Annotated in this window: 23 protein-coding genes; 12 read left to right on the top strand and 11 right to left on the bottom strand. The window is 60.6% G+C overall.

Annotation, left to right across the window (positions count from 1 at the left end; genetic code table 11):
- The first annotated feature begins 10 nt into the window (after positions 1-10).
- The 4 genes from dusA (at position 11) to tal (ending at position 3,270) form a co-directional block, all read left to right on the top strand.
- Positions 11-1,012 (top strand): tRNA dihydrouridine(20/20a) synthase DusA, encoded by a 1,002-nt coding sequence (gene dusA, locus MF4836_RS17105; RefSeq protein WP_078471240.1) that lies wholly within the window; start codon positions 11-13, stop codon positions 1,010-1,012.
- Positions 1,013-1,149: 137 nt separating this feature from the next.
- Positions 1,150-1,620 carry a type II RES/Xre toxin-antitoxin system antitoxin gene (parS, locus tag MF4836_RS17100; RefSeq protein ID WP_078471239.1) on the top strand — a complete coding sequence of 157 codons (471 nt, stop codon included), beginning with the start codon at positions 1,150-1,152 and terminating at the stop codon, positions 1,618-1,620.
- Positions 1,617-2,117: an RES family NAD+ phosphorylase gene (locus tag MF4836_RS17095; protein WP_078471238.1), complete on the top strand. Its 501-nt coding sequence runs from the start codon at positions 1,617-1,619 to the stop codon at positions 2,115-2,117. Before parS ends, MF4836_RS17095 begins: the two co-directional genes overlap by 4 nt.
- Before the next feature lie 226 nt (positions 2,118-2,343).
- Complete coding sequence (gene tal, locus MF4836_RS17090) at positions 2,344-3,270, top strand: transaldolase (RefSeq protein ID WP_078471237.1); 927 nt, start codon at positions 2,344-2,346, stop codon at positions 3,268-3,270.
- Between the two features lie 76 nt (positions 3,271-3,346).
- On the opposite strand, the gene rssC is transcribed toward tal, so the two are convergent.
- Together rssC and rssB are read right to left on the bottom strand one after the other, a co-directional pair.
- A complete protein-coding gene (gene rssC / locus MF4836_RS17085; RefSeq protein ID WP_068587814.1) occupies positions 3,347-3,829 on the bottom strand; it encodes an anti-sigma factor antagonist RssC in 483 nt (160 codons plus the stop codon).
- On the bottom strand, positions 3,829-5,010 hold the full coding sequence (rssB, locus tag MF4836_RS17080; RefSeq protein WP_078471236.1) for a two-component system response regulator RssB: 1,182 nt from the start codon (positions 5,008-5,010) through the stop codon (positions 3,829-3,831). The genes rssC and rssB overlap by 1 nt, the downstream gene beginning before the upstream one ends.
- A gap of 275 nt (positions 5,011-5,285) precedes the next feature.
- Between rssB and MF4836_RS17070 the strand changes: the two genes are divergently transcribed.
- On the top strand, positions 5,286-5,585 hold the full coding sequence (locus MF4836_RS17070) for a PilZ domain-containing protein (RefSeq protein ID WP_078471235.1): 300 nt from the start codon (positions 5,286-5,288) through the stop codon (positions 5,583-5,585).
- 58 nt (positions 5,586-5,643) lie between these two features.
- On the opposite strand, the gene MF4836_RS17065 is transcribed toward MF4836_RS17070, so the two are convergent.
- Positions 5,644-6,282 carry an MlaA family lipoprotein gene (locus MF4836_RS17065; RefSeq protein ID WP_421547604.1) on the bottom strand — a complete coding sequence of 213 codons (639 nt, stop codon included), beginning with the start codon at positions 6,280-6,282 and terminating at the stop codon, positions 5,644-5,646.
- Positions 6,283-6,526: 244 nt separating this feature from the next.
- Here MF4836_RS17065 and MF4836_RS17060 point away from each other — a divergent pair, with 244 nt between their 5' ends.
- Both MF4836_RS17060 and MF4836_RS17055 read left to right on the top strand, forming a co-directional pair.
- Positions 6,527-7,135 (top strand): phosphatase, encoded by a 609-nt coding sequence (locus MF4836_RS17060; protein ID WP_078471233.1) that lies wholly within the window; start codon positions 6,527-6,529, stop codon positions 7,133-7,135.
- Between the two features lie 123 nt (positions 7,136-7,258).
- Positions 7,259-7,522: a DUF4404 family protein gene (locus tag MF4836_RS17055; RefSeq protein ID WP_078471232.1), complete on the top strand. Its 264-nt coding sequence runs from the start codon at positions 7,259-7,261 to the stop codon at positions 7,520-7,522.
- Between the two features lie 45 nt (positions 7,523-7,567).
- On the opposite strand, the gene queF is transcribed toward MF4836_RS17055, so the two are convergent.
- Positions 7,568-8,398, bottom strand: a complete 831-nt coding sequence (queF, locus tag MF4836_RS17050; RefSeq protein ID WP_078471231.1) for an NADPH-dependent 7-cyano-7-deazaguanine reductase QueF — start codon at positions 8,396-8,398, stop codon at positions 7,568-7,570.
- A 67-nt stretch (positions 8,399-8,465) separates the two neighbouring features.
- A complete protein-coding gene (gene copI, locus MF4836_RS17045) occupies positions 8,466-9,038 on the bottom strand; it encodes a copper-resistant cuproprotein CopI (RefSeq protein WP_078471230.1) in 573 nt (190 codons plus the stop codon).
- 155 nt (positions 9,039-9,193) lie between these two features.
- On the opposite strand from copI, the gene MF4836_RS17040 reads away from it, so the two are divergent.
- Positions 9,194-9,874 carry a heavy metal response regulator transcription factor gene (locus MF4836_RS17040; protein WP_078471229.1) on the top strand — a complete coding sequence of 227 codons (681 nt, stop codon included), beginning with the start codon at positions 9,194-9,196 and terminating at the stop codon, positions 9,872-9,874.
- Positions 9,874-11,235 carry a heavy metal sensor histidine kinase gene (locus MF4836_RS17035; RefSeq protein ID WP_078471228.1) on the top strand — a complete coding sequence of 454 codons (1,362 nt, stop codon included), beginning with the start codon at positions 9,874-9,876 and terminating at the stop codon, positions 11,233-11,235. Before MF4836_RS17040 ends, MF4836_RS17035 begins: the two co-directional genes overlap by 1 nt.
- A 27-nt stretch (positions 11,236-11,262) precedes the next feature.
- On the opposite strand, the gene MF4836_RS17030 is transcribed toward MF4836_RS17035, so the two are convergent.
- The 3 genes from MF4836_RS17030 to MF4836_RS17020 form a co-directional block, all read right to left on the bottom strand.
- The gene (locus MF4836_RS17030) at positions 11,263-12,507 is read right to left on the bottom strand and encodes a lipoprotein-releasing ABC transporter permease subunit (RefSeq protein WP_078471227.1); all 1,245 of its coding nucleotides are present in this window, start codon (positions 12,505-12,507) and stop codon (positions 11,263-11,265) included.
- Between the two features lie 72 nt (positions 12,508-12,579).
- Positions 12,580-13,263 (bottom strand): lipoprotein-releasing ABC transporter ATP-binding protein LolD, encoded by a 684-nt coding sequence (lolD, locus tag MF4836_RS17025; protein WP_178102957.1) that lies wholly within the window; start codon positions 13,261-13,263, stop codon positions 12,580-12,582.
- A gap of 7 nt (positions 13,264-13,270) precedes the next feature.
- Positions 13,271-14,521 carry a lipoprotein-releasing ABC transporter permease subunit gene (locus tag MF4836_RS17020; RefSeq protein ID WP_078471225.1) on the bottom strand — a complete coding sequence of 417 codons (1,251 nt, stop codon included), beginning with the start codon at positions 14,519-14,521 and terminating at the stop codon, positions 13,271-13,273.
- Positions 14,522-14,615: 94 nt separating this feature from the next.
- Here MF4836_RS17020 and MF4836_RS17015 point away from each other — a divergent pair, with 94 nt between their 5' ends.
- Together MF4836_RS17015 and MF4836_RS17010 are read left to right on the top strand one after the other, a co-directional pair.
- Positions 14,616-15,203 (top strand): PilZ domain-containing protein, encoded by a 588-nt coding sequence (locus MF4836_RS17015; protein WP_078471224.1) that lies wholly within the window; start codon positions 14,616-14,618, stop codon positions 15,201-15,203.
- 51 nt (positions 15,204-15,254) lie between these two features.
- Positions 15,255-15,977, top strand: coding sequence for a glycerophosphodiester phosphodiesterase (locus MF4836_RS17010; protein ID WP_078471223.1), 723 nt, complete (start codon positions 15,255-15,257; stop codon positions 15,975-15,977).
- A gap of 42 nt (positions 15,978-16,019) precedes the next feature.
- On the opposite strand, the gene sthA is transcribed toward MF4836_RS17010, so the two are convergent.
- Together sthA and MF4836_RS17000 are read right to left on the bottom strand one after the other, a co-directional pair.
- A complete protein-coding gene (gene sthA / locus MF4836_RS17005) occupies positions 16,020-17,414 on the bottom strand; it encodes a Si-specific NAD(P)(+) transhydrogenase (RefSeq protein ID WP_078471222.1) in 1,395 nt (464 codons plus the stop codon).
- A 201-nt stretch (positions 17,415-17,615) separates the two neighbouring features.
- On the bottom strand, positions 17,616-18,593 hold the full coding sequence (locus tag MF4836_RS17000; protein ID WP_078471282.1) for an FAD:protein FMN transferase: 978 nt from the start codon (positions 18,591-18,593) through the stop codon (positions 17,616-17,618).
- Positions 18,594-18,925: 332 nt separating this feature from the next.
- Between MF4836_RS17000 and MF4836_RS16995 the strand changes: the two genes are divergently transcribed.
- The gene (locus MF4836_RS16995) at positions 18,926-20,218 is read left to right on the top strand and encodes an MFS transporter (RefSeq protein WP_078471221.1); all 1,293 of its coding nucleotides are present in this window, start codon (positions 18,926-18,928) and stop codon (positions 20,216-20,218) included.
- Between the two features lie 63 nt (positions 20,219-20,281).
- Here MF4836_RS16995 and MF4836_RS16990 read toward each other — a convergent pair whose 3' ends face one another.
- Positions 20,282-21,745 carry a glyceraldehyde-3-phosphate dehydrogenase gene (locus MF4836_RS16990; protein ID WP_078471220.1) on the bottom strand — a complete coding sequence of 488 codons (1,464 nt, stop codon included), beginning with the start codon at positions 21,743-21,745 and terminating at the stop codon, positions 20,282-20,284.
- Positions 21,746-21,936: the final 191 nt, after the last annotated feature.

Genomic DNA, 21,936 nt, shown 5'->3' with positions numbered 1-21,936 from the left:
ACACTATTCCATGCCTTTGAACAACCCAGCCCCTTCCCGGCCAGAGCCGTCCCGCCGCTTTTCTGTGGCGCCGATGATGGATTGGACCGACCGCCACTGCCGCTACTTCCTGCGCATCCTGTCCAAACATGCCCTGCTCTACACCGAGATGGTCACCACCGGTGCGCTGCTCAATGGCGATCACGAGCGGTTTCTGCGGCATAACCCGTCCGAGCATCCCCTGGCCTTGCAGCTGGGTGGCAGTACACCGGCGGATTTGGCGGCTTGCGCGCGGATGGCGCAGGAGCATGGTTACGACGAGGTGAATTTGAATGTGGGCTGCCCCAGTGATCGGGTGCAGAACAATATGATCGGTGCGTGCCTGATGGCGCATCCGGGACTGGTGGCTGACTGCGTGAAGGCAATGCGCGATGCGGTGACGATTCCGGTGACGGTGAAGCACCGCATCGGAATCAATGGTCGTGACAGTTATGAAGAGCTGTGTGATTTCGTTGGCCAGGTGCGGGATGCGGGTTGCACCAGTTTTACCGTGCATGCCCGGATTGCGATTCTGGAGGGGCTTTCGCCCAAAGAGAATCGCGATATTCCGCCGCTGCGCTATGACGTTGCCGCGCGGTTGAAGGAGGATTTCCCGGAGCTGGAGATTATCCTCAACGGCGGAATCAAGACCCTGGAGGCCTGTCACGAGCATTTGCAGACCTTCGATGGGGTGATGCTGGGGCGTGAGGCCTATCACAACCCCTACCTGCTGGCCGAAGTGGACCAGCAGTTGTTTGACAGCACAGAGCCGGTGATTTCCCGCGCCGAGGCGCTGGCACAACTGCGCCCCTACATAGCCGAACACCTGGCTGCGGGCGGCGCGATGCACCATATCACCCGGCATGTGCTGGGCTTGGGTACCGGGTTTCCGGGGGCGCGTAAATTCCGCCAGTTGTTGTCGGTGGATATCCACAAGGCCAAAGACCCTTTGGCGTTGCTGGATCAGGCAGGGTTGTTGCTGGAAGGGCGTTGAGCCAGACGCTAATACCGCCAGGCCAGGCGCCTGGTGCTTTTTCCGTTCGGCGTAAAGCCTGGGCGAGCATTCGCCAGCTTCGCCAGCTTCGCCACTTGGCAGTATACTTTCGCCAGATGGCAAAACGAGGTGATTCCATGGCCGCTCAAAGCGAAACCCATCACTACCAGTCCCAAGACCCGACCAAGCCCCTGCAACTGCTGTTCGGCAACCGGCCTCCTCGCGCCCATGACGCCTTTGAGGTGCATGAGCTGATTGAAAAAGGCTTTCCGTCGGACGCGGTGATCAACTTTGTGCAGTCGGTCACGCGCTTCAAGGACAAGCAGGTGTTCGGCAAAATCATCGGCCTGTCGGAGCGAACCGTGCAGCGGCGGATCAAGAATCCAGAGCCTCTCACTTCGGAACAAAGCAGCAGTGCCTGGCGCCTGGCCAAGGTATTGAGCAAGGCCGAGGGTGTGCTGGGCGACCTTCAGGAGGCGGCGAACTGGATGGTCACACCCGCACTTGGCCTGGAAAACCGTGCGCCCATCGATTTGCTGACCACCCAAGTCGGCTTCGAGCTGGTCGATGATTTCCTGACCCGCATGGACTACGGGGTTTATTCTTGAGTCCTGCCCCACTCGCGCCGAGCGAACTGTACTTCTGGCGACTCGACCGCTCGGAACACGCCGCCACCTGGTTCAGCGGTATCGGTGCGGAGCTGGGCGGCGGTCGCTGGAACTCCAAAGGGGTCAAAGCGGTGTATGGCTCTGCCGATCCTTCCACCGCCATCCTCGAAGTGGCCGTGCATAAAGGCTTTCGCGCCCTTGATTGTGTCCCCCATGTGCTGACCGCAGCGCGTATCCTCGATACTTCCCGAGTCCCACGGATTGTGCCAAGCCAGATTGCCAACCCCAATTGGCTGATACCCGGAACTCCCAGCTTGGGACAACAGAAATTTGGTGACGAACTGCTGGAGCGCCATCCGTTTATCCTGATTCCTTCGACGGTGTCCCGACACAGCTGGAACATCGTCATGAACCCGCAACTGGCCCAGGGACTGTACGAAGTGGTCCAGCAAGAACGCTTTGCCCTGGATACCCGCCTCAATCCACCGCCCCACTGACCATTTGCGCCCGAGCAGAACGGCCGCCGTCACTCCACGCGACCGCCTTCGATCAATTACCCGGAACCTGTCGGCTATTTTGGCATCGTAGTTAGCGCATAGTGCCTGCGCACTCAAACGCCTGTTCTCAGGGAGTTGCCCCTGCAGCCGACGATACGCCTATGCGCCCTTGAGCCGCTGTCAGCGCTCGGGTAATGTCACCAGACCCACAGGACAGAGCACGCCCATGACTTCCAAGCTGGAACAACTCAAACAGATCACTACCGTCGTTGCCGATACCGGCGACTTCGAAGCCATTGCCCGGGTCAAGCCGGTGGATGCCACCACCAACCCTTCGCTGCTGCTCAAGGCTGCGGCCATCCCAAGTTATGCCGAACTGCTCAACGCCTGCGTCAGCGACTGCAAGGGCGATGTGGGCTTGGCCAGCGACCGCTTTGCCGTTGCCGTCGGCCAGGAAATCCTGAAAGTGATTCCGGGGCGCATTTCTACCGAAGTGGACGCACGCCTGTCGTTCGACACTGATGCCATGCTGGAACGCGCCCATCGCCTGATCGGGCTGTATGAAAAAGCCGGGATTGGCCGCGATCGGGTGCTGATCAAGATCGCCTCCACCTGGGAAGGTATCCGCGCCGCCGAGAAGCTGGAGCGCGAAGGTATCCAGACCAACTTGACCCTGCTGTTCTCCTTCGCCCAGGCCGTCGCCTGCGCCGAAGCCGGGGTGTTCCTGATTTCCCCCTTCGTAGGCCGCATCTACGACTGGTACAAGAAAGCCAACGGCACCGACTACAGCGGTTCCGACGATCCGGGTGTGCAGTCGGTAACCCGTATCTACAACTACTACAAAGCCAACGACTACAAGACCGTGGTCATGGGCGCCAGCTTCCGCAACCTGAACCAGATTGAGCAACTGGCCGGCTGTGATCGCCTGACCATCAGCCCGGACCTGATCGAGAAACTGGCTGCCGACAACGGCAAGCTGGAACGCAAGCTGGCCCCGGGCGCAGCAGGCGAAGCCCGCCAGAGCTTGACTGAGTCGCAGTTCCGCTGGGCCTCGAACGAGGATGCCATGGCCACAGAGAAACTCGCCGAAGGCATTCGCCAATTCGCCCGCGACCAGGAGAAACTGGAAGCCCTGCTGGCCGCCAAGCTGTGAACTGATCCACGCCCAAGCAAAAAAGGGCGAACCCGTGAGGGTTCGCCCTTTTTTATGCGCCTGGCGCCTTAATCGATCAGTGACGCTCCAACGCATTCACCAGGTCGTGAAAGGCTTCGCGGTTGGAGTCGTTGAGCCCCATGAGGATCTTGTGCGCTTCCAGCACCTTGATCCGCACCACTTCTTCCGACTGATCCTGAGACGGCAGATCAGTCAGGCATTCCGGGCAGGGAATCGGACGATCAACGATGTTGAACACCTGATCGAAGCCCATCGACTGCAACAGACGTGTGATGTCTTCGTGGGTGGTGACGACCGTCGGCAACAGACCGACCTTCTGCCGCGACAGGATCGACAATTTGGCCAGCAGGCCAAGGGTGGTGCTGTCGATGCTGCGGGTTTCGGTCAGATCGATCACGATGGCCGAGAAGTTCAGCGCCGTGAAAATCCGCTCAATAGTCGCATCCAACGCCGAACACAGGGTCAGGCGTACTTCACCGACGAACTTCAGGACAAAGGTGCCGTCCTGCTCGGCGAACTGGATTCTACCGGTACTCATTAAAGATTCCTGCTCAACACCAACAGGGCGATATCATCCGGCATCTCCCCTAGCGTGGCCAATCCAAAAACCTGCCGCAGACCATCCAGGCTGCCGCCTGCCGTTCTTACCCGTTCAGGCAAGGCGGCTTCTTTCTCTTTGAGTGTGGGTTCTGGCAAAAGGTCCAGAATGCCATCAGACATCAGCGTCAGGCTGAAGGTCGGCGGCAATTCCAGGATGTGGTCTTCATAGGTGGCTTCAGTGAACAAGCCCACCGGCAGACCGCGCCCTTCCAGGTAACGCACACTGCTTGGCGTGTACAACACAGGCAATGGCAGGTGTCCGCCAATGCTATAGGTCAACAAACCGGTCTCCTCGTCGATGACTCCACCGACCATAGTGACGTGTTTACCCAGCTTACAGCTGATAAGGCCACGGTTGATATGGCCAAGGACTTCCGAAGGCTTGAATTCTGGCAATGTGCCATTGCGCTTGGACTCAAACAACAAGCGCGTGGTCATGAACTTCAACAGGACAGTAACGAATGCTGACGAGGCGCCATGACCGGAAACGTCCGCCAGGTAGAAAGCAACCCGGCGCTCGTCGACCCTGAAGTAGTCGACAAAATCCCCCGACAGGTACAACGACGGGATGATCTGATGGGCGAAGTTGAACTCATCAATCGACCAGGGGCTGACCGGCAGCATATTCATCTGCACCTGGCGCCCGGCATTCTGATCTTCCTGCAACAGATTCAGGCTGGCTTCAAGCTCGCGGTTGGCGGCTTCAAGCTTCTCGCGGTAACGCTGGTTTTCAAGCAGCAACCGCGCACGATCCAGGGCCCGACGCACCGAGTGCTCGAGCACCGCCAGATCTTCCAACGGTTTGATCAGGTAATCCGCCGCACCAAGACGCAATGCTTCGACCGCGTCATTCATCACGCCCGCACCCGATACCACGATCACCGGCGTTTGCGGTGCGATGTCGGTTACCTGACGGATAAGTTCGAGGCCGCCCATCTGCGGCATGCGCAGATCGCAGATCACCAAGTCGGGCTTCTCTTGCTCGAATACCTGAAGACCCTGCTGGCCGTTGCCGGCCTGAAGGACGCTGAAGCCACTGTCTTCCAAATAGGCCGCGAGGCTCGCGCGCACTACTTCGTCGTCATCGATTATCAGCAGCGTGGCACTGGTTTTTTGCATGTGGGCAAACGGCGCCAGAATTAGGTTGGCGTAGGCGGCGAGGCTGAGACCCGGCGCACACTACTGGATTCGCTTTCTAGCCACTCTGGAGTTGGAGCCAAGGCTCGGAGCCCTGCACGCTCGTCCAACAGAGGTGCCCTTCTAAGGCGCAGACGGTACTCCCATCCGCGGGGCGTTTCAAGCTCACGCCGATGGTCGCCTGGCGTCTTTACACCGCAAATCACCGGGAGTTATAAGAACAGGCAAAACCGCAACGTAATCGCAGGACGGAACCCATGAGCCAAAACGAACGGGACTACAGTGAAAAGCGCGATTACATTCGCATGCGCGTGGATGCAGAGGTCACGCTGATTCATCAGGGGCAAGTGATTCCAGCCGTCTGTATCGACCTTTCCAGCAGCGGGATGCAGGTTCAGGCGACACGCTCGTTCAAGGTCGGTGATCGGCTCAGCGTGCGTATCGACTCCGAGCATACGGCGCTCAGAGGGCTGGAAGCAGAGACCGAAGTGGTCTGGGTCACCGAGCTTCAGGACCACACTCAGAAACTTGGCCTTACAATCCTTAAGATGAACTGAACCCTCGCCCACGAAAAAGGCGGCCCAATGGCCGCCTTTTTTCAGTTAACGCCAAAGATTAGAAGTCGTCTTCAACCTGGCCATCCTTGACCTTGAATTCGCGGTTCTGCAGGTAGGCATTGCGAATAAAGGTGTACTTGTCGCCGTTGATCAGCTTCTCGGCCGACAGCAGGCTGGCGCGCGTATCGATGATATCCAGGCCGATCGCCATATTGCGCGCCGGGATGTCATTCATGTAGCGGTAGGGTTCGGTGTAGCTGTCCACATACTTGGCCGGCGCGTCACGCACAGTGCTGGGCCCGAAGAACGGCAGCATCACGTATGGGCCGCTAGGCATGCCCCAGTAACCAAGGGTCTGGCCGAAGTCTTCGTCGTTGCGCTGCAGGCCCATCTTGGTGCCGACATCGAAAAACCCGGCCAGACCCAAGGTGGTGTTCATCAGCAGGCGTGCGGTGTCGACGCCGGCCGCGCGCGGCTTGACCTGAAGGAGGTCGTTGGCCAGATTGCCGACGTCACCGATATTGCGGAAGAAGTTGTGAATACCATCTTCCAGAAACTGCGGGGTAATCGCCTGGTAGCCTTGAGCCAGTGGCTTGAGGGCATAGGTGTCGAGTTTATCGTTGAAGGTGAAGATCGGGCGGTTGATGCTTTCCCATGGATCATCTTCAGCGGCCTGGGCCGCAAACGGCACCAACATCACACCGGCACACACGCATAGCTGAACTAGATGACTGCTCCAGCGCATAGCAGAAACTCCTTGGATTGTTCTGTCGCGGGGGCTATGCCCTGGCGTTAAGCGGCTCAGTATAAAACGGATGGCGACGTTTAGGCAGCATTGCGCACGCCAAGTTGATGCCTCAAGCACGACTTGCCATTCACCGGGCTGTCACCCAACCGTCATCAGGGCCCGCTAGCCTTGCGGCTATTTCAAGGACGTTGATATGCCGAACGCTGACGCCTTACCCCTGCCCTCTCCCACTTTGACCGCCGTGTTGTTCGGCCTTAGCGGTTGCCTGGTGGACTTTGGCGCCCAGACCCATCGCGCGCCCAAACGTGCCCACAGCCATGCCACGCCCGGCGCACTGGAGGCCCTGGGCAACCTCAAGCATCAAGGGATCCCCTGCGCCTGGCTCGATGAACTGCCTGGCGATGTCAGTCAGCAATTGGCGGCGGCGCTGCCGCCGTGGATCCAACCGACCATCGCCAACCCCACCCAATGGCCCGCCCCGGATGCCTGCTGGCAGGCGCTGATGGCGCTGAATGTCACTCGGCTGGACGGCTGCGTGCTGGTCAGCGGCGAACCGCGACTCCTGCAATCCGGTTTGAACGCCGGTCTCTGGACCATCGGTCTGGCATCCTGCGGCTCGCTATGCGGCCTGGCTCCGGCCGAGTGGCAGGCCTTGAGCCAGCAGGAACGCGAACTCAAGCGCGGCAGGGCAACCATGCAGTTGTTCGGCCTCGGCGTGCATTCGGTGATCGACCATCTGGGGGAGCTTTCCACCTGCCTGGCAGACATCGGCCTGCGCCGGCAAAAGGGCGAAAAACCCTGACATACCCTCGTTGATCGAGATCATGCAGCGCACGTGGGAGTGGATTACTCTAACAGCCTGGCCATGGACCTTTAGCTCAGTGCCGCGGTCCATGCCTGTGCCTATCAATAAAGGGAGAACGCCATGCCTGCCCGCGAACTGCAAGAACAACTCGATACCCTGCGCGAGCAATTGGAGCAGAACCCTCCGCTTTCGCAAGCCGAGCGCGACAATCTGCAAGATCTGATGCAACAGATCGAACTGGAAATCAAACTCGAGAATGCCACCCAGGACTCCAGCCTCGCCGACGGCGTCAACCTTGCCGTCGAACGCTTCGAGCTTGAACACCCCGCCATTGCCGGAACCTTGCGCAACATTGTGCAGACCCTCGGCAACATCGGAATCTGAACGGCATCAAACAAAAAAGCCCCGCTCAATAAGCGGGGCTTTTTATTACTGACGCACCAGCCTGAAGTTGGGGAATTGCGCCGTTTCGGTGCTGCGGTACGGGTTGATATCCAGCCCGCCACGGCGCACGTAGCGCGCATAGACCGTCAGCTTCTCCGGCTGCAACAGGCGCTGCAGGTCAAGGAAGATCCGCTCCACGCACTGCTCGTGGAAATCCGAGTGCTGGCGGAAGCTCACCAGGTACGCCAGCAAACTCGCATGGTCCAGCGCCGCACCGCGGTACTCCACCACCACACTGCCCCAGTCCGGTTGGCTGGTGACCGGGCAGTTGGATTTCAGCAGATGGCTGTGCACGCTCTCTTCAATGACACGTGACGGATCGCAGCGCAGCAGCTCCGGACGCGGATGCTCATAACTGCTGACACTGATATCCAACTCGTCGATGCAGGTCCCGGGTAACGCCACCACGCCTTCGGCCTCGACCTCGCCCAAGCTGCGAACACGCACCCCCACCGGCTTGCCGGCAGCGGCCGACAAATCGCGGCGCAGGGTTTCCTCGAGGCTCTGGCGATCGGCGAACGACGTCTGGTTCAGCGAATTGAGGTAGAGCTTGAACGACTTGGATTCGATGATATTCGGCGAGTCCGCGGGAATGCTGAACTCGCCGATCGCCACCACGGGCTTGCCAGAAGGCAGCAACCAGGACAGCTCGAAGCAATTCCAGAAGTCCACGCCCTTATAAGGCAGGGTCTCGGCGCTCAGGCCCAGCTCGGCCCACTTGGCCGCCCGTGGAATCGGGAACAGCAAGGACGGGGTGTAGGTAGAGACGTATTCACTGGACTTGCCCAGCGGCGAATGTTCGGCTGCGGGATGCATGGCGGAAACCTGACTGAAGAATCAGGCGATTCTACCAGCCTTTGCTCGCGCCTTGAGCCCCCGGCGCTTACTGGCTGACGGTCAGCTTGCCGACCATGCCCGCCTGATAATGCCCCGGGATATTGCAGGCGAACTCCAGGCTGCCGGCCTTGCTGAAGGTCCAGGTCAATTCCGCAGTCTTGCCCGGCTCCACCAGCACGCTGTTGGGGTCGTCGTGTTTCATCACGGCCTGATGATCCATGCCCGGCATCGACCCATGGCCCATGGCTGAATGGTCCATGGCCCCGGCGGGCATGCTGTTCATGGCCGTAGGGGTGAGCATTCCGCTCTGCTGCATCTTGAGCATTTCCTGCTGGTGTTCGGCGTGCATCGCCGCATTGCCCAGGTTGAACTCGTGCAGCAACTGCCCCTTGTTGATCAGCACAAAACGCACGGTCTCACCGGCCCTGATCTGCAGCGCCTTGGGATCGAACGACATATCCCCCATCACCACTTCCACCGTGCGTGTAGCCTTGGATGCAGCGGCCGGCTGGCCGAAATCATAGCCCTGGGCCGGCGAAGCCGGTGCCGGGCCACTCAAGACCAGCAAACAGCCGGCCACTAGCAGCGGGGTTAAAAGGTGCTTTCTTGCCAACGCCATAGTCACACTCCAACACGATTACATTCAGCTTGTGGGAAACTCTAACGCCGCGCCGCTGCCAGCCAGCTGACTGCTAGATTACAACTTTGTCAGCTTGCGCCACCTTGCAACCACCCAAGGTATAAAGCAGCCGTTACGTTTGCCACGAGTCGCCCATGAAACTGCTGATCGTCGAAGACCAACCGAAAACCGGCCATTACTTGCGCCAGGGCCTGAGCGAGGCCGGCTTCTGTACCGAGCTGGTGGCCGACGGCACCAGCGGCCAACATCTGGCGCTGACCGGCGATTACGCACTGTTGATCCTTGACGTGATGCTGCCGGGGCGCGACGGCTGGCAGATTCTCCAGGCCGTGCGCGCCGCCGGGCTCGATACGCCGGTACTGTTCCTCACCGCCCGCGATGCCGTGCAAGACCGGGTCCACGGCCTGGAACTGGGGGCCGACGACTACCTAGTCAAACCCTTTGCCTTCTCTGAACTGCTGGCCCGGGTCCGCAGCCTGCTGCGACGTGGCAGCGCCGCCCCGCAGGAAACCAGCCTGCAACTGGCCGACCTGCGCCTGGACTTGATCCGCCGCAGAGTCGAACGCGACGGCCAGCGCATCGACCTGACCGCCAAAGAATTCTCCCTGCTGGAAATGCTCCTGCGACGCCAGGGCGAGGTGTTGCCCAAATCACTGATCGCCTCCCAGGTCTGGGACATGAATTTCGACAGCGACACCAACGTCATCGAAGTCGCGATTCGGCGCCTGCGCCTGAAGATCGATGACGACTACCCCAACAAGCTGATCCACACCGTGCGCGGCATGGGCTATGTGCTTGAAGAGCGCCAGGCCTGATGCGCCGGCTGTCGTTGAGTGGCCGCCTGGCGCTGCTGTTTGCAGCGTGCACCGCCGTGGTTTCGCTGCTCGCCGGGGTGCTGTTCAGCCGCGCCAGTGAAGCCCACTTCATCGAACTCGACCAGCAATTACTGGACAGCAAGCTGATGACCTTGCGTAGCGCACTGCAAGGCGCCAGTGACATCCAGCGGTTTGCCGAGCGCAAGCATCAGTTGCAGGCTGAGCTCAGCCATCAGCCAGACCTGGCGCTGCGCGTCCAGGGTCCGGACGAGCAAACCTGGTTCGACAGCGCCGCGAACCTGAGCATGCCCGCGCCGATGGACGGCAACTTGCACAGCCTGCATGACGCAGACAACGCCTACCGCGTGTACAGCGTCGCGCTAGAACCGGACAATCCGCACTCGGCCACATTGACCCTGATGCTCGACATCACCCATCACCAGCATTTCCTGCAGCGCATGCAACACCTGATCTGGCTGACCGTGGGCCTCTCGGCGCTGGCCACTGCGGTGCTCGGCGCCTGGGCTGCCCGCAGCGGCCTGCGCCCATTGCGGCGTATGAGTGAAGTCGCCGCCGGGGTGTCTGCCAGCTCGCTGACCCAACGCCTGCCCCAGGACCAGATGCCCGCCGAACTGGCCAATCTGGCGCGCACCTTCAATGACATGCTCGGGCGCCTGGATGATTCATTTCAGCGGCTATCGGCCTTTTCTGCCGACATTGCCCATGAGCTGCGCACGCCGCTGTCCAACCTGCTGACCCACACCCAGGTCACCCTCACCCGCCCGCGCGCGCTGGAAGATTACCGCGAAGCGCTGCACAGCAACCTCGAAGAGCTGCAATGGATGGCGCAACTGGTCAACGACATGCTGTACCTGGCCAAGGCCGACCACGGCCTGCTGACCCCACGGCGTGAAGCCCTGGAGCTGGCGGACGAGGCCGACATGCTGCTGGAGTTTTACGCCCCCCTGGCGGAAGACGTGCAGGTCAGCCTGACCCGCGAAGGCACGGCGCGCCTGAATGGCGACCGCAGCATGCTGCGGCGGGCCCTGTCCAACCTGCTGGACAATGCTCTGCGCTTCACCCCGGCCGGAGGGCGGGTTCGGGTAAGCATCGAGGAGACACCTGGCGGGCTGCGACTGAGCATAGAGAACAGCGGCACGGGGATTGCCCCGGAACTGCTGCCGCGCCTGTTCGACCGTTTCTATCGCGCCGATCCGGCGCGCCGTGAAGGCAGCAGTGAACATGCGGGGTTGGGGCTGGCGATTACCCAGTCGATCATCCGCGCCCATGGCGGGCAGATTCATTGCGAATCAGGCAGTGCCTGGACCCGGTTTGTGATCGAGCTGCCGACCAGGGACTGACCCCGGCCGGCATAACGGCCTCAAGCCTCAGGAATAACGCAACGCATGCGCCGGTTCGACCTTGGACGCGCGCCAGGCCGGGTACACCGTGGCCAGGAAGCTCAGGACGAAGCCGGCACCACAGATCAGCGCCACATCGCCGCCTTGCAGCTCGGAAGGCAGGTTGCTGACGAAGTACACGTCGGAACTGAAGATATGCTGGCCGCTGATCCGCTCCAGCCAGCCCACCAGTTCGCTCACGTTCAACGCCGCAATCACACCGAGCACACCACCGATCAACGTGCCGACAATCCCGATCACCGTGCCCTGGACCATGAAGATCGCCATGATCTGCCGTGGCGTGGCGCCGATGGTACGCAGGATCGCGATATCCGCGCCTTTGTCGTTCACCACCATGATCAGCGTCGCGATGATGTTGAAGGCCGCCACGGCGACGATCATCAGCAACAGCAGGCCGATCATGGTCTTTTCCATCTTCATTGCGCTGAACAGACTGCCCTGGGTGTGGGTCCAGTCGTCGGCCTTGAAGTCAGCGCCGAGGCCCTTGGCGATGTCACTGGAGACTTGCGGCGCAGCGTACAGATCCTTGACCGCCAGCCGCACGCTCTGCACCTGATTGGGCTGCCAGCGTTGCATCTCGGCCGCGTCGGCCACGTGGATCAGGCCCATGGAGCCGTCCAGCTCGGCCCCGACCTTGAACACGCCGACCACGTTCAGGCGCTGCATGCGCGGCGTAATACCGCCTGGAGCGCTGCTGACTTCGGGCACGATCAGGGTCAGCTTGTCGCCGACATTCAAGCGAAAGCGCCGTGCGGTGATTTCACCGATCACCACCCCAAACTCGCCGGGCTTGAGGTCTTCCAGGCGACCCTGGACGATATGCTGGGCAACGATCGACACCTTGCCTTCCTGGGCCGGGTCGATGCCGCTGATCTGGATCGGCTGCATCGCGCCCTTGTACGACAGCATCCCTTCCATCTCGGTGAAGGGCACGGCGGCGGTGACTTCAGGATTTTTTAGCGCAGCAGCGGCGACGGGCTGCCAGTCATCGATCGGCTTGACGCCCACGATGGTGGCGTGGGGCACCATACCGAGGATGCGCGAGCTCATTTCGCGCTGGAAGCCGTTCATCACCGACAGCACCACGATCATCGCCAGCACACCGAGGGCGAGGCCGATCATCGAGGTCATCGAGATAAAGGAAACGAAGCGATTGCGACGCTTGGCGCGGGTATAGCGCGCGCCGATAAAGATCGATAACGGTCTGAACATGGGCGAGGCACCGTAGAAAAATTAAAAACCCGGCGCCGGCAGGTGTAGCCGCCAGCGCCGTGTGCGGCCGCATCAAATCGCGACCAGATGGCCTTCTTGCAAGTGCAGTACGCGGTCCATCTGCCGAGCCAGGTTCATGTCGTGAGTTACCACCAGGAACGCCGTGCGCATCGAGGTGCTGAGTTCCAGCATCAAGTCCTGAATGCCTTGGGCAGTGTGCGAATCGAGGTTGCCGGTGGGCTCGTCGAGCATCACCAGGCCCGGCTGGTTGACCAGGGCGCGGGCAATGGCCACGCGCTGACGCTCGCCGCCCGAGAGCTCGGCCGGTTTGTGTTCCAGGCGGTGACCCAACCCGACCCGCTCCAGCAACGCCGTGGCACGCTGGCGGGCCTCCGGGATCGCGGTCTTGCCGATCAGCAGCGGCATGCAGACGTTTTCCAGCGCGGTGAACTCCGCCAGCAAGTGGTGGAACTGATAGACGAAGCCCAGGGAGCGGTTACGCAACAGGCCGCGCTTTTTCTCGCTCAACGCTGAAAGCTCTTCACCGTCGAGCCAGACACTGCCCTTGGAAGGCGTATCCAGACCACCCAGCAGGTTGAGCAAGGTACTTTTGCCCGAGCCGGACGTCCCGACAATGGCCACGCGCTCGCCCGGGTGCAGCTCCAGCTGCAGGCCGGACAACACCACGACTGATTCCGGGCCTTCGTCATAGGACTTACCCAGATCGCGGCAGCTCAAGATTGCTTTTTCACTCATGCCCAACTCACTCATAACGTAGCGCCTCCGCAGGCTGGGTGCGCGCGGCACGCCAGGCTGGATACAGGGTGGCGAGGAAACTCAGGACCAGCGCGGCGCCGCAGACCATCAACACGTCGTCGGCCATCAGCTGCGACGGCAGGTAATCGATGAAGTAGACGTCGGCGTTGAGGAATTTGTGTCCGATCAGGCCTTCGAGGGCCGATATCGCCGCACTCACATTCAGCGCGGCGAATATCCCGACCACCGCACCGATCAATGTACCGACCACGCCGATCACCGTGCCCTGCACCATAAAGATGGCCATGATCGTGCCAGGGGTCGCGCCCAGGGTCCGCAGGATGGCGATATCGCCCTTCTTGTCGTTGACCACCATCACCAGGGTGGAAATGATGTTGAAGGCGGCCACCGCGACGATCAGCAGCAACAACAGGCCGATCATGGCTTTTTCCATGCGGATGGCCTGATACAGGTTGCCGTGGGTGCGGGTCCAGTCACGGGCGTAGTAGTGGCTTTCACCCAACTGCTGGGCGATTTCCCAGGCAGTGCGCGGCGCCTCGAACAGGTCATCGAACTTCAAGCGCAGACCCTGGATCTGGTCCGGCTTCCAGCGGTGCAGTCGGCTCAGGTCCTCAAGGTTGGTAACCCCCAGGTAACCGTCCAGCTCGCCGGCGCCGACATGGAAAATACCGACCACGGTAAAGCGCTTCATCCGCGGGAACATTCCGGCCGGGGTCACCGTGACTTCCGGCGCGACAAAGGTCAGCTTGTCGCCCAGGCCGACGCCGAGCTTGGTCGCCGCCTTGTCGCCGATGACGATGCCGAAACTGCCGGGCGCCAGGTCGTCCAGTTTGCCCTGCTGCATGAAGTTATCGATGATCGAAACTTGCCGCTCGCGGGCCGGGTCGATGCCGTTGAGCAGCACCTTCTGCACCTGGCCGTTGTTGGTCAGCAGGCCCTGCATCTGGGTGAAGGGCGCAACCGCCAGCACCTTGGGGTTCTGCCGGACTTTATCCGCCAGGCCCTGCCAGTCGCTGATAGGCTCACCGGATTCGATGGTCGCGTGGGGCACCATGCCCAGCACGCGGGTACGCATCTCATGATCGAAGCCGTTCATTACCGACAGCACGACAATCATCACCACTACGCCGAGGGCGAGTCCGATCATCGAGGTCAGGGAAATGAATGACACAAAATGATTGCGTCGCTTTGCACGGGTATAACGCGTGCCAATAAATACGAAGAGAGGTCTGAACATGTCGGGGCTTGTTCGGAGGAAAAGAAGACGTCCTTGTGGCGGGGCTTGGTAAGCAGCTTTACACTCAGACCACCGCCGCTACCATGGGTTCGCCATGTCGACATTAGATGAAGAAGATCGCCGCGAATACTACCGTATCGAGGACATGATCGCACTGGAAATTAGCCCCTTGTCCGCCCATGACGCGGCGAGCAAGGAAGTATTGCAGGATGCTTCGCCACTGTTCAATTTGCTCAGCGAATTGCACTTGAGCGAGTTCGAATCCCAGCATCTGCTGCGCCAGGTCAGCGAGCGTGATCGAACCCTGGCCAGCTACCTCAAAGTGATGAACAAGCGCATCGACCTGCTCGGCCAAGTGGTGGCGCAGACCGTACTCGGCAAGTTTGGCGAACCCCAGCGAGTGAAACTGTCCGAAGGCGGCATCGAATTCGAACATAACCTCGCCTACCCGGCCGGCAGCCACCTGGCCCTGAAGCTGTTGCTGATGCCCCAGGCCCTGGGCCTCCTGCTGCGGGCCAAGGTCACCCATTGCGAACCCCGCAGCTTCGGCAACTTCGAAATCGGCACCGAGTTCGAATCATTGACCGACGCCCAGCGCCAGCTCCTGGCGCGCTATATCCTGCAAAAACAGGCACAGGAACGCCGCCTGGCGCGCGAACAGAGCGACCCGACGCCGGATTGATCTACCTGGCAATCACCATCGAATGGAAATACTTTCCGTGAAGGAGCAATCGTGACCCTGATTTATGGCCATCGCGGCGCCAAAGGCGAAGCACCGGAAAACACCCTGACCAGCTTTCAGGAATGCCTGAAACACGGCGTACGTCGTTGCGAACTCGATCTGCACCTGTCCATGGACGGCGAGTTGATGGTGATCCACGACCCGACCCTCAAACGCACCACTGACCGTCGCGGCAAGGTGGTTGAGCACTCCGCTGCCGAACTGGTGACCTACGATGCGCGCAAGGGCGGCCCGGGCTGGGTCAACCCCTGCCCGATCCCGCGCCTGGAAGAGCTGTTCGAGAAATGCGCGTTCGAGCACTGGCAGCTGGAAGTCAAAAGCGCTTCGCGTACACGGGCGGCGACTACGGTCCTGGCGATTCGCGAGATGGCGCAGCGTTTCGGGCTGCTGGACAAGGTCACCGTGACCTCGAGTTCGCGCGAAGTGCTGAAGGCCGCGGTAGAGCTGACGCCGGACCTGTCACGCGGACTGGTAGCCGAATACGCCTGGCTCGACCCGTTGAAGGTCGCACAAAGCTATGGTTGCGAGATTCTGGCGTTGAACTGGACACTCTGCACCCCCGAACGACTGCAGCGCGCGCAGCGTCAGGGGTTGCATGTGTCGGTGTGGACGGTCAACGAACCCGCGCTGATGCGCAGGCTCGCCGACTTCGGCGTAGATAGCCTGATTACAGACTTTCCCGGTTTGGCCAGCGCCACGCTCGAGAATTACTGAAATCGGTCTCCCCGGCCGGCTCAGGCCACCGGCCGGAGTCGCTCAAAAAAGCCGGTTGAGGCCGTCGTAAGCCGCTACCCGATAGGCCTCAGCCATGGTCGGGTAGTTGAACGTGGTGTTGACGAAGTACTTCAGGGTATTGAGTTCGCCCGGCTGGCTCATGATGGCCTGGCCGATGTGGACGATCTCCGACGCCTGGTAACCGAAGCAGTGCACACCCAGCACTTCCAGGGTTTCGCGGTGGAACAGGATCTTCAGCATGCCCTGCGGCTCACCGGCAATCTGCGCCCGCGCCATGCTCTTGAAGAAGGCCTTGCCCACTTCGTAAGGCACCTTGGCCTGGGTCAGTTCCTGCTCGTTCTTGCCGATCGAGCTGATCTCCGGAATGGTGTAAATCCCGGTCGGTACGTCATTCACGAAACGCCAGCTGCCGTTATCGACAATGCTGCCTGCAGCCGAACGCCCCTGGTCGTGGGCGGCACTGGCCAGGCTTGGCCAGCCGATCACGTCGCCGGCACCGTAGATGTTCGGCACGCAGGTGCGGTAGTTCTCGTCGACTTCGATCTGGCCGCGGCTGTTAACCTTGACCCCGATGTTTTCCATGCCCAGCTTGTCGGTGTTGCCGGTCCGGCCGTTGCACCAGAGCAAGGCATCGGCCTTGATCTTCTTGCCCGACTTCAAGTGCAGGATCACACCGTTGTCGAGGCCTTCGACTCGGTCGTACTCCTCGTTGTGGCGCACGGTGATGTTGTTGTTGCTGAAGTGGTAACTCAGGGCCTGGGAAATCTCGGAATCGAGGAAGCTCAGCAACTGGCCACGGTTATCCACCAGCTCCACCAGCACCCCGAGGCCGCTGAAGATCGACGCGTATTCGCAGCCGATCACCCCGGCGCCGTACACAATGAGTTTGCGCGGGGTATGGCCAAGGCTGAGGATGGTGTCGCTATCGTAGATACGCGGGTGGTGGAAATCGATATCGGCCGGGCGATACGGACGCGACCCGGTGGCGATGATGATGTGCTTGGCCACCAGCTTCTCGACCACACCATTGGCGCACACCACTTCGATGGTCTGCTCGTCGGCAAAGCTGCCGGTGCCGAAAAACACATCGACGCGGTTACGGGCGTAGTAGCCGGTACGCGAAGCGACTTGCTTGGAAATGACCTTCTCGGCGCTTTTCAGTACGTCGGGGAACGAGAACCAGCGCGGCTCACCAATGGCCCGGAACATCGGGTTGGTGTTGAACTGCATGATCTGCCGGACCGAGTGACGCAGGGCCTTGGACGGGATGGTACCCAGGTGGGTGCAGTTACCGCCGACCTGACGACGGCTATCGACCATCGCCACTTTGCGTCCTGCTTTAGCGGCGTTCATCGCCGCACCTTCTCCAGCGGGGCCTGAACCCAGCACCACTACGTCGTAGTTGTAGACAGCCATGCGTACTCCTCAGAACAGGCCGAGACACCCTTCTGGCGCCTCCGGCTAAATCATGCCGCGGCCAGCGGCATGAAGGATCAATTTGGCTCGGTTACGAACCCGGGCACAGTCTATAGAAGCGTCAACGCCGCGCACATTAACCCTTGGTCGCGTCGTAGGCTACTTTTGCCTGCATTGCCCCGGCATCGGCACCGCGCAAGGTTACTGCTTTTCCCCAGCAAACAGGCGATCAAACGCCGGGTTGCTGCGTGTGACGAAACCTGTATCGGCGCGAATCACAAAAAATGCGGCGATATCCTGTTTTTCCGCGTACGCCCAGCCGCGCTCCGGACCCAGGATCAGCAACAGGGTCGATAAGCCATCGGCCATCAATGCCGAAGGATGAATCACCGTGACGGACGCCAGGGCATGCTCCACCGGCCGGCCACTGCGGGCATCGAAGGTGTGGGAGTAGCGCCGCCCGTCACGCTCGAAGTAATTACGGTAATCGCCAGAGGTGGAAACACCCTGGCCATCCACCGCGATGATGCGCTCGGCCACTTGCTGATCGTCCCGCGGCTCCTCGAGGGCGATGCGCCAGGCCGAGCCGTCAAGTTTTCTGCCGGCCGCCTTGAGCTCGCCAGTGGCCTCCGCCAGGTAGTTGTCGATACCCATGGCCTGCAATCGGGCAGCGATCCGATCGACCGCATAGCCGGCGGCGATGCTGTTGAAGTCCACTTCCACGGCTGCATCCTTGCACAACCGGTCGCCTTCGATCCGCAGATGCCCATGCCCGACGCGCTGCCGAGCCAGGGCCAGCGCCTCGTCGCTCGGCACCTGCTCTGCCCGCCCCTGAGGGCCAAAGCCCCAGAGGTCGAGCAAGGGTTCGACCGTCAGGTCGAACGCACCGTCACTCTCCCTGGACAAGCGCTCTCCCACCTTGACCAACTGCAAAACCGGCTCGGGCATCGCCTGGCAACTGCCCGCGGGCAGCTGGTTGAAGCGCTCGATATCCGAATCGCTGCGGTAGGTCGACATCTGCCGGTCGACCTCGGCCAGAATCTGCTCCACCTCGGCCTGCACCGCGCCAGGCTCCGCCCCTCCGGCCGGGCGGACATACTTGATCGAGTAGGTGCTGCCCATGGTCGGGCCGCCGAAACTTTCCTGGGAGCGCCCGTCGCCACACCCGGGGAGCGCCAGCACCAGCACCCACGGAGCAGCCCATCGTCGCCAATCATTTACCGCCAAAGACCTTCTCCAGCACAGGACCCAACCCCCATCAGCCATGAGATTTCAGGGGGCGCCATTATGACTCAGACACAGATGCGACCATCAGCCCTATTCCATTCCCTGATAAAGCTCTAGTCCGGGGTGCACCTCCCACTCCAAGGCCAAGAGTTTTTGTTGCCTGATAGCCCTCATACACATATCGTTACAAAACTGTTCAGCGTCCAGCTTCGCGCCCCGACTTTGCAGTAAGGACGAGTAATGACCAGGGATTGCTAACAAGACAGCCAAAGTGAGTGAAAAAAATGTCCACGACCACGGGCAAAGGCAAGGCGATATTTCGCGTTGTCAGCGGCAACTTCCTTGAGATGTTCGACTTCATGGTGTACGGCTTTTACGCCACGGCCATTGCCAAGACCTTCTTCCCTACCGACAGCGCCTTCGCCTCCCTGATGCTGTCCCTGGCGACCTTTGGTGCCGGGTTCCTGATGCGTCCGCTGGGGGCGATTTTCCTCGGTGCCTACATTGACCGTCACGGCCGTAAAAAGGGCCTGGTGATCACCCTGGCGCTGATGGCTGCCGGCACCGTCCTGATTGCCTGCGTTCCCGGGTATGCCACCTTGGGCGTCGCGGCGCCCCTGATCGTGCTATTCGGTCGCCTGCTGCAAGGCTTCTCCGCCGGTGTCGAGCTGGGCGGTGTGTCGGTGTACCTGGCGGAAATCGCCACACCGGGCCGCAAAGGCTTCTTCGTCAGCTGGCAGTCCGCGAGCCAGCAAGCCGCAGTGGTGTTCGCCGGCCTGCTGGGCGTGGGCCTGAACCACTGGCTCAGCCCCGAACAAATGGGTGACTGGGGCTGGCGCGTGCCATTCCTGATTGGTTGCCTGATCGTGCCGGTGATCTTCGTCATTCGTCGCTCCCTGGAGGAAACTCCTGAGTTCCAGGCGCGCAAACACCGCCCTACCCTGCAGGAAATCGTGCGTTCGATCGGTCAAAACTTCGGCATAGTGATCGCCGGCATGGCGCTGGTGGTGATGACCACAGTGTCGTTCTACCTGATCACCGCCTACACCCCGACCTTCGGCAAGGCCGAATTGCACTTGTCGGACTTCGACGCGCTGCTGGTAACCGTCTGCGTGGGTATTTCCAACTTCATCTGGCTGCCGGTGATGGGCGCGGTGTCCGATAAGATCGGCCGTAAACCCCTGCTGCTGGGAGCGACGATTCTGGCGATTCTCACTGCTTATCCAGCGCTGTCCTGGCTGGTGGCCAACCCGAGCTTCAGCCATCTGTTGATCGTGTTGCTCTGGCTGTCGTTCCTGTACGGCTCGTACAACGGGGCGATGGTTGTGGCACTGACCGAAATCATGCCGGTAGACGTGCGCACCACCGGCTTCTCCTTGGCCTATAGCCTTGCGACCGCGACCTTTGGCGGCTTTACTCCGGCGGCCTGTACCTACCTGATCCACGTGCTGGACAACAAGGCCGCACCGGGCATCTGGCTCAGCGCCGCAGCAGTGCTTGGCTTGATCGCTACACTGATCCTGTTCAAGGGCAACCGTCATGAACTGCGTACCGCCGAAGCGGCTATCGCCCGCTAAGGGTTAAATCCCAGGCAAAAAAACGCCCCGACATGTCGGGGCGTTTTCATTTACCGCTGACGCTTAGCGCGGGAATGCAGGCGGGTTGACCCCAGCCATGTCTTCCATCACGCGAACCACCTGGCAGCTGTAACCGAATTCGTTGTCGTACCAGACGTACAGAACAACGCGGTTGTCTTGGCAGATGGTCGCTTCGGCATCCACTACACCCGCGTGGCGCGAGCCAACGAAGTCGGTGGAAACCACTTCCTGGGAATTGACGAAGTCGATCTGCTTATGCAGATCGGAGTGCAGCGCCATGTAGCGCAGGTACTCGTTCATCTCTTCACGGGTGGCGGCTTTCTCAAGGTTCAGATTGAGAATGGCCATCGACACGTTAGGCGTCGGAACACGGATCGCGTTACCGGTGAGCTTGCCGGCCAGCTCAGGCAGGGCCTTGGCAGCAGCGGTAGCAGCACCGGTTTCGGTGATGACCATGTTCAGCGCGGCGCTACGACCACGGCGGTCGCCTTTGTGGAAGTTGTCGATCAGGTTCTGGTCGTTGGTGTACGAGTGAACCGTCTCAACGTGACCGTTGACGATACCGAACTTGTCGTTCACGGCCTTCAGCACCGGCACGATGGCGTTGGTGGTGCAGGAAGCGGCGGAAACGATCTTGTCGTCAGCGGTGATCTCGGCATGGTTGATACCGTGCACGATGTTCTTCAGCTTGCCTTTGCCAGGAGCGGTCAGAACCACGCGGTCGATACCCGGGCAAGCCAAGTGCTGGCCCAGGCCGTCGGCGTCACGCCATACACCGGTGTTGTCCACCAGCAGGGCGTTCTTGATGCCGTACTGGGTGTAGTCCACTTCGGTCGGGTTCTTCGCGTAGATAACCTGGATCAGGTTGCCGTTGGCGGTAATGGTGTTGTTTTCTTCGTCAATGGTGATGGTGCCGTTGAACGAACCGTGTACCGAATCGCGGCGCAGCAGGCTGGCACGTTTGGTCAGGTCGTTGTCGGCGCCTTTGCGCACCACGATGGCGCGCAGACGCAGGCCGTCGCCACCACCGGTTTTTTCGATCAGGATGCGGGCCAGCAGGCGACCGATACGACCGAAGCCGTACAGCACCACGTCAGTGCCTTTGCGCGCCGAAGCATTTTGCTGGCCAACGACGTCGGCCATTTCTTCACGCACGAACTGCTCGGCGGTGCGGCCATTGCCTTCGACGCGGAATTTGAACGCCAACTTGCCCAAATCTACCGAGGCCGCGCCGAGCTTGAGCTCGCTCATGGCTTTCAACAGAGGGAATGTTTCGTGGACGGAGAGTTCGCTGTCGTCGGAGGAACGATGGCGAGCAAAGCGGTGAGCTTTGAGAATCGCGATGACAGACTGGTTGATCAGGCTGCGGCCATAGATCGAGCTCACCACATTGTTATTGCGGTACAGCTGACCGATAAGCGGAATCATCGCTTCTGCGAGTGCTTCACGGTCGATCCATTCACCAAGACACTGGTCGGGCTTCTGAGTCACGGGAACCTTCCACATGTAGGGGCTTAAAAAAGGGGCTACATTATGCCGCCCAGTCGCCCTGCGAGCAATGCGCGGCCCGCAACAAAAGCCCTTGCGCAAAAAACACGCGTCGCTCCAGCCCAGTAAATACGCGGCTTTCAGAGCACCCCTAGTGGAAAGCCCGCGGCGACTTGTCCGTAACCCTCCGAACCATACGTGCATTTTGG

Source organism: Pseudomonas sp. MF4836 (genome assembly GCF_002018875.1).
Taxonomy (GTDB): domain Bacteria; phylum Pseudomonadota; class Gammaproteobacteria; order Pseudomonadales; family Pseudomonadaceae; genus Aquipseudomonas.
Note: the sequence above shows the minus strand (reverse complement) of the source record. Positions and strands in the feature narration are given on the sequence as shown.

What these genes read in the sequence shown, in the direction of transcription:
- sthA (WP_078471222.1), bottom strand. Translation starts at nt 17,414, where the DNA reads ATGGCTGTCTACAACTACGACGTAGTGGTGCTGGGTTCAGGCCCCGCT.
- queF (WP_078471231.1), bottom strand. Translation starts at nt 8,398, where the DNA reads ATGCATCCCGCAGCCGAACATTCGCCGCTGGGCAAGTCCAGTGAATAC.
- copI (WP_078471230.1), bottom strand. Translation starts at nt 9,038, where the DNA reads ATGGCGTTGGCAAGAAAGCACCTTTTAACCCCGCTGCTAGTGGCCGGC.
- rssB (WP_078471236.1), bottom strand. Translation starts at nt 5,010, where the DNA reads ATGCAAAAAACCAGTGCCACGCTGCTGATAATCGATGACGACGAAGTA.
- parS (WP_078471239.1), top strand. Translation starts at nt 1,150, where the DNA reads ATGGCCGCTCAAAGCGAAACCCATCACTACCAGTCCCAAGACCCGACC.
- MF4836_RS16995 (WP_078471221.1), top strand. Translation starts at nt 18,926, where the DNA reads ATGTCCACGACCACGGGCAAAGGCAAGGCGATATTTCGCGTTGTCAGC.
- MF4836_RS17065 (WP_421547604.1), bottom strand. Translation starts at nt 6,282, where the DNA reads ATGTTGGTGCCGTTTGCGGCCCAGGCCGCTGAAGATGATCCATGGGAA.
- MF4836_RS16990 (WP_078471220.1), bottom strand. Translation starts at nt 21,745, where the DNA reads ATGTGGAAGGTTCCCGTGACTCAGAAGCCCGACCAGTGTCTTGGTGAA.
- MF4836_RS17060 (WP_078471233.1), top strand. Translation starts at nt 6,527, where the DNA reads ATGCCGAACGCTGACGCCTTACCCCTGCCCTCTCCCACTTTGACCGCC.
- lolD (WP_178102957.1), bottom strand. Translation starts at nt 13,263, where the DNA reads ATGAGTGAAAAAGCAATCTTGAGCTGCCGCGATCTGGGTAAGTCCTAT.
- dusA (WP_078471240.1), top strand. Translation starts at nt 11, where the DNA reads ATGCCTTTGAACAACCCAGCCCCTTCCCGGCCAGAGCCGTCCCGCCGC.
- MF4836_RS17070 (WP_078471235.1), top strand. Translation starts at nt 5,286, where the DNA reads ATGAGCCAAAACGAACGGGACTACAGTGAAAAGCGCGATTACATTCGC.
- MF4836_RS17035 (WP_078471228.1), top strand. Translation starts at nt 9,874, where the DNA reads ATGCGCCGGCTGTCGTTGAGTGGCCGCCTGGCGCTGCTGTTTGCAGCG.
- tal (WP_078471237.1), top strand. Translation starts at nt 2,344, where the DNA reads ATGACTTCCAAGCTGGAACAACTCAAACAGATCACTACCGTCGTTGCC.
- MF4836_RS17040 (WP_078471229.1), top strand. Translation starts at nt 9,194, where the DNA reads ATGAAACTGCTGATCGTCGAAGACCAACCGAAAACCGGCCATTACTTG.
- MF4836_RS17055 (WP_078471232.1), top strand. Translation starts at nt 7,259, where the DNA reads ATGCCTGCCCGCGAACTGCAAGAACAACTCGATACCCTGCGCGAGCAA.
- rssC (WP_068587814.1), bottom strand. Translation starts at nt 3,829, where the DNA reads ATGAGTACCGGTAGAATCCAGTTCGCCGAGCAGGACGGCACCTTTGTC.
- MF4836_RS17030 (WP_078471227.1), bottom strand. Translation starts at nt 12,507, where the DNA reads ATGTTCAGACCGTTATCGATCTTTATCGGCGCGCGCTATACCCGCGCC.
- MF4836_RS17020 (WP_078471225.1), bottom strand. Translation starts at nt 14,521, where the DNA reads ATGTTCAGACCTCTCTTCGTATTTATTGGCACGCGTTATACCCGTGCA.
- MF4836_RS17015 (WP_078471224.1), top strand. Translation starts at nt 14,616, where the DNA reads ATGTCGACATTAGATGAAGAAGATCGCCGCGAATACTACCGTATCGAG.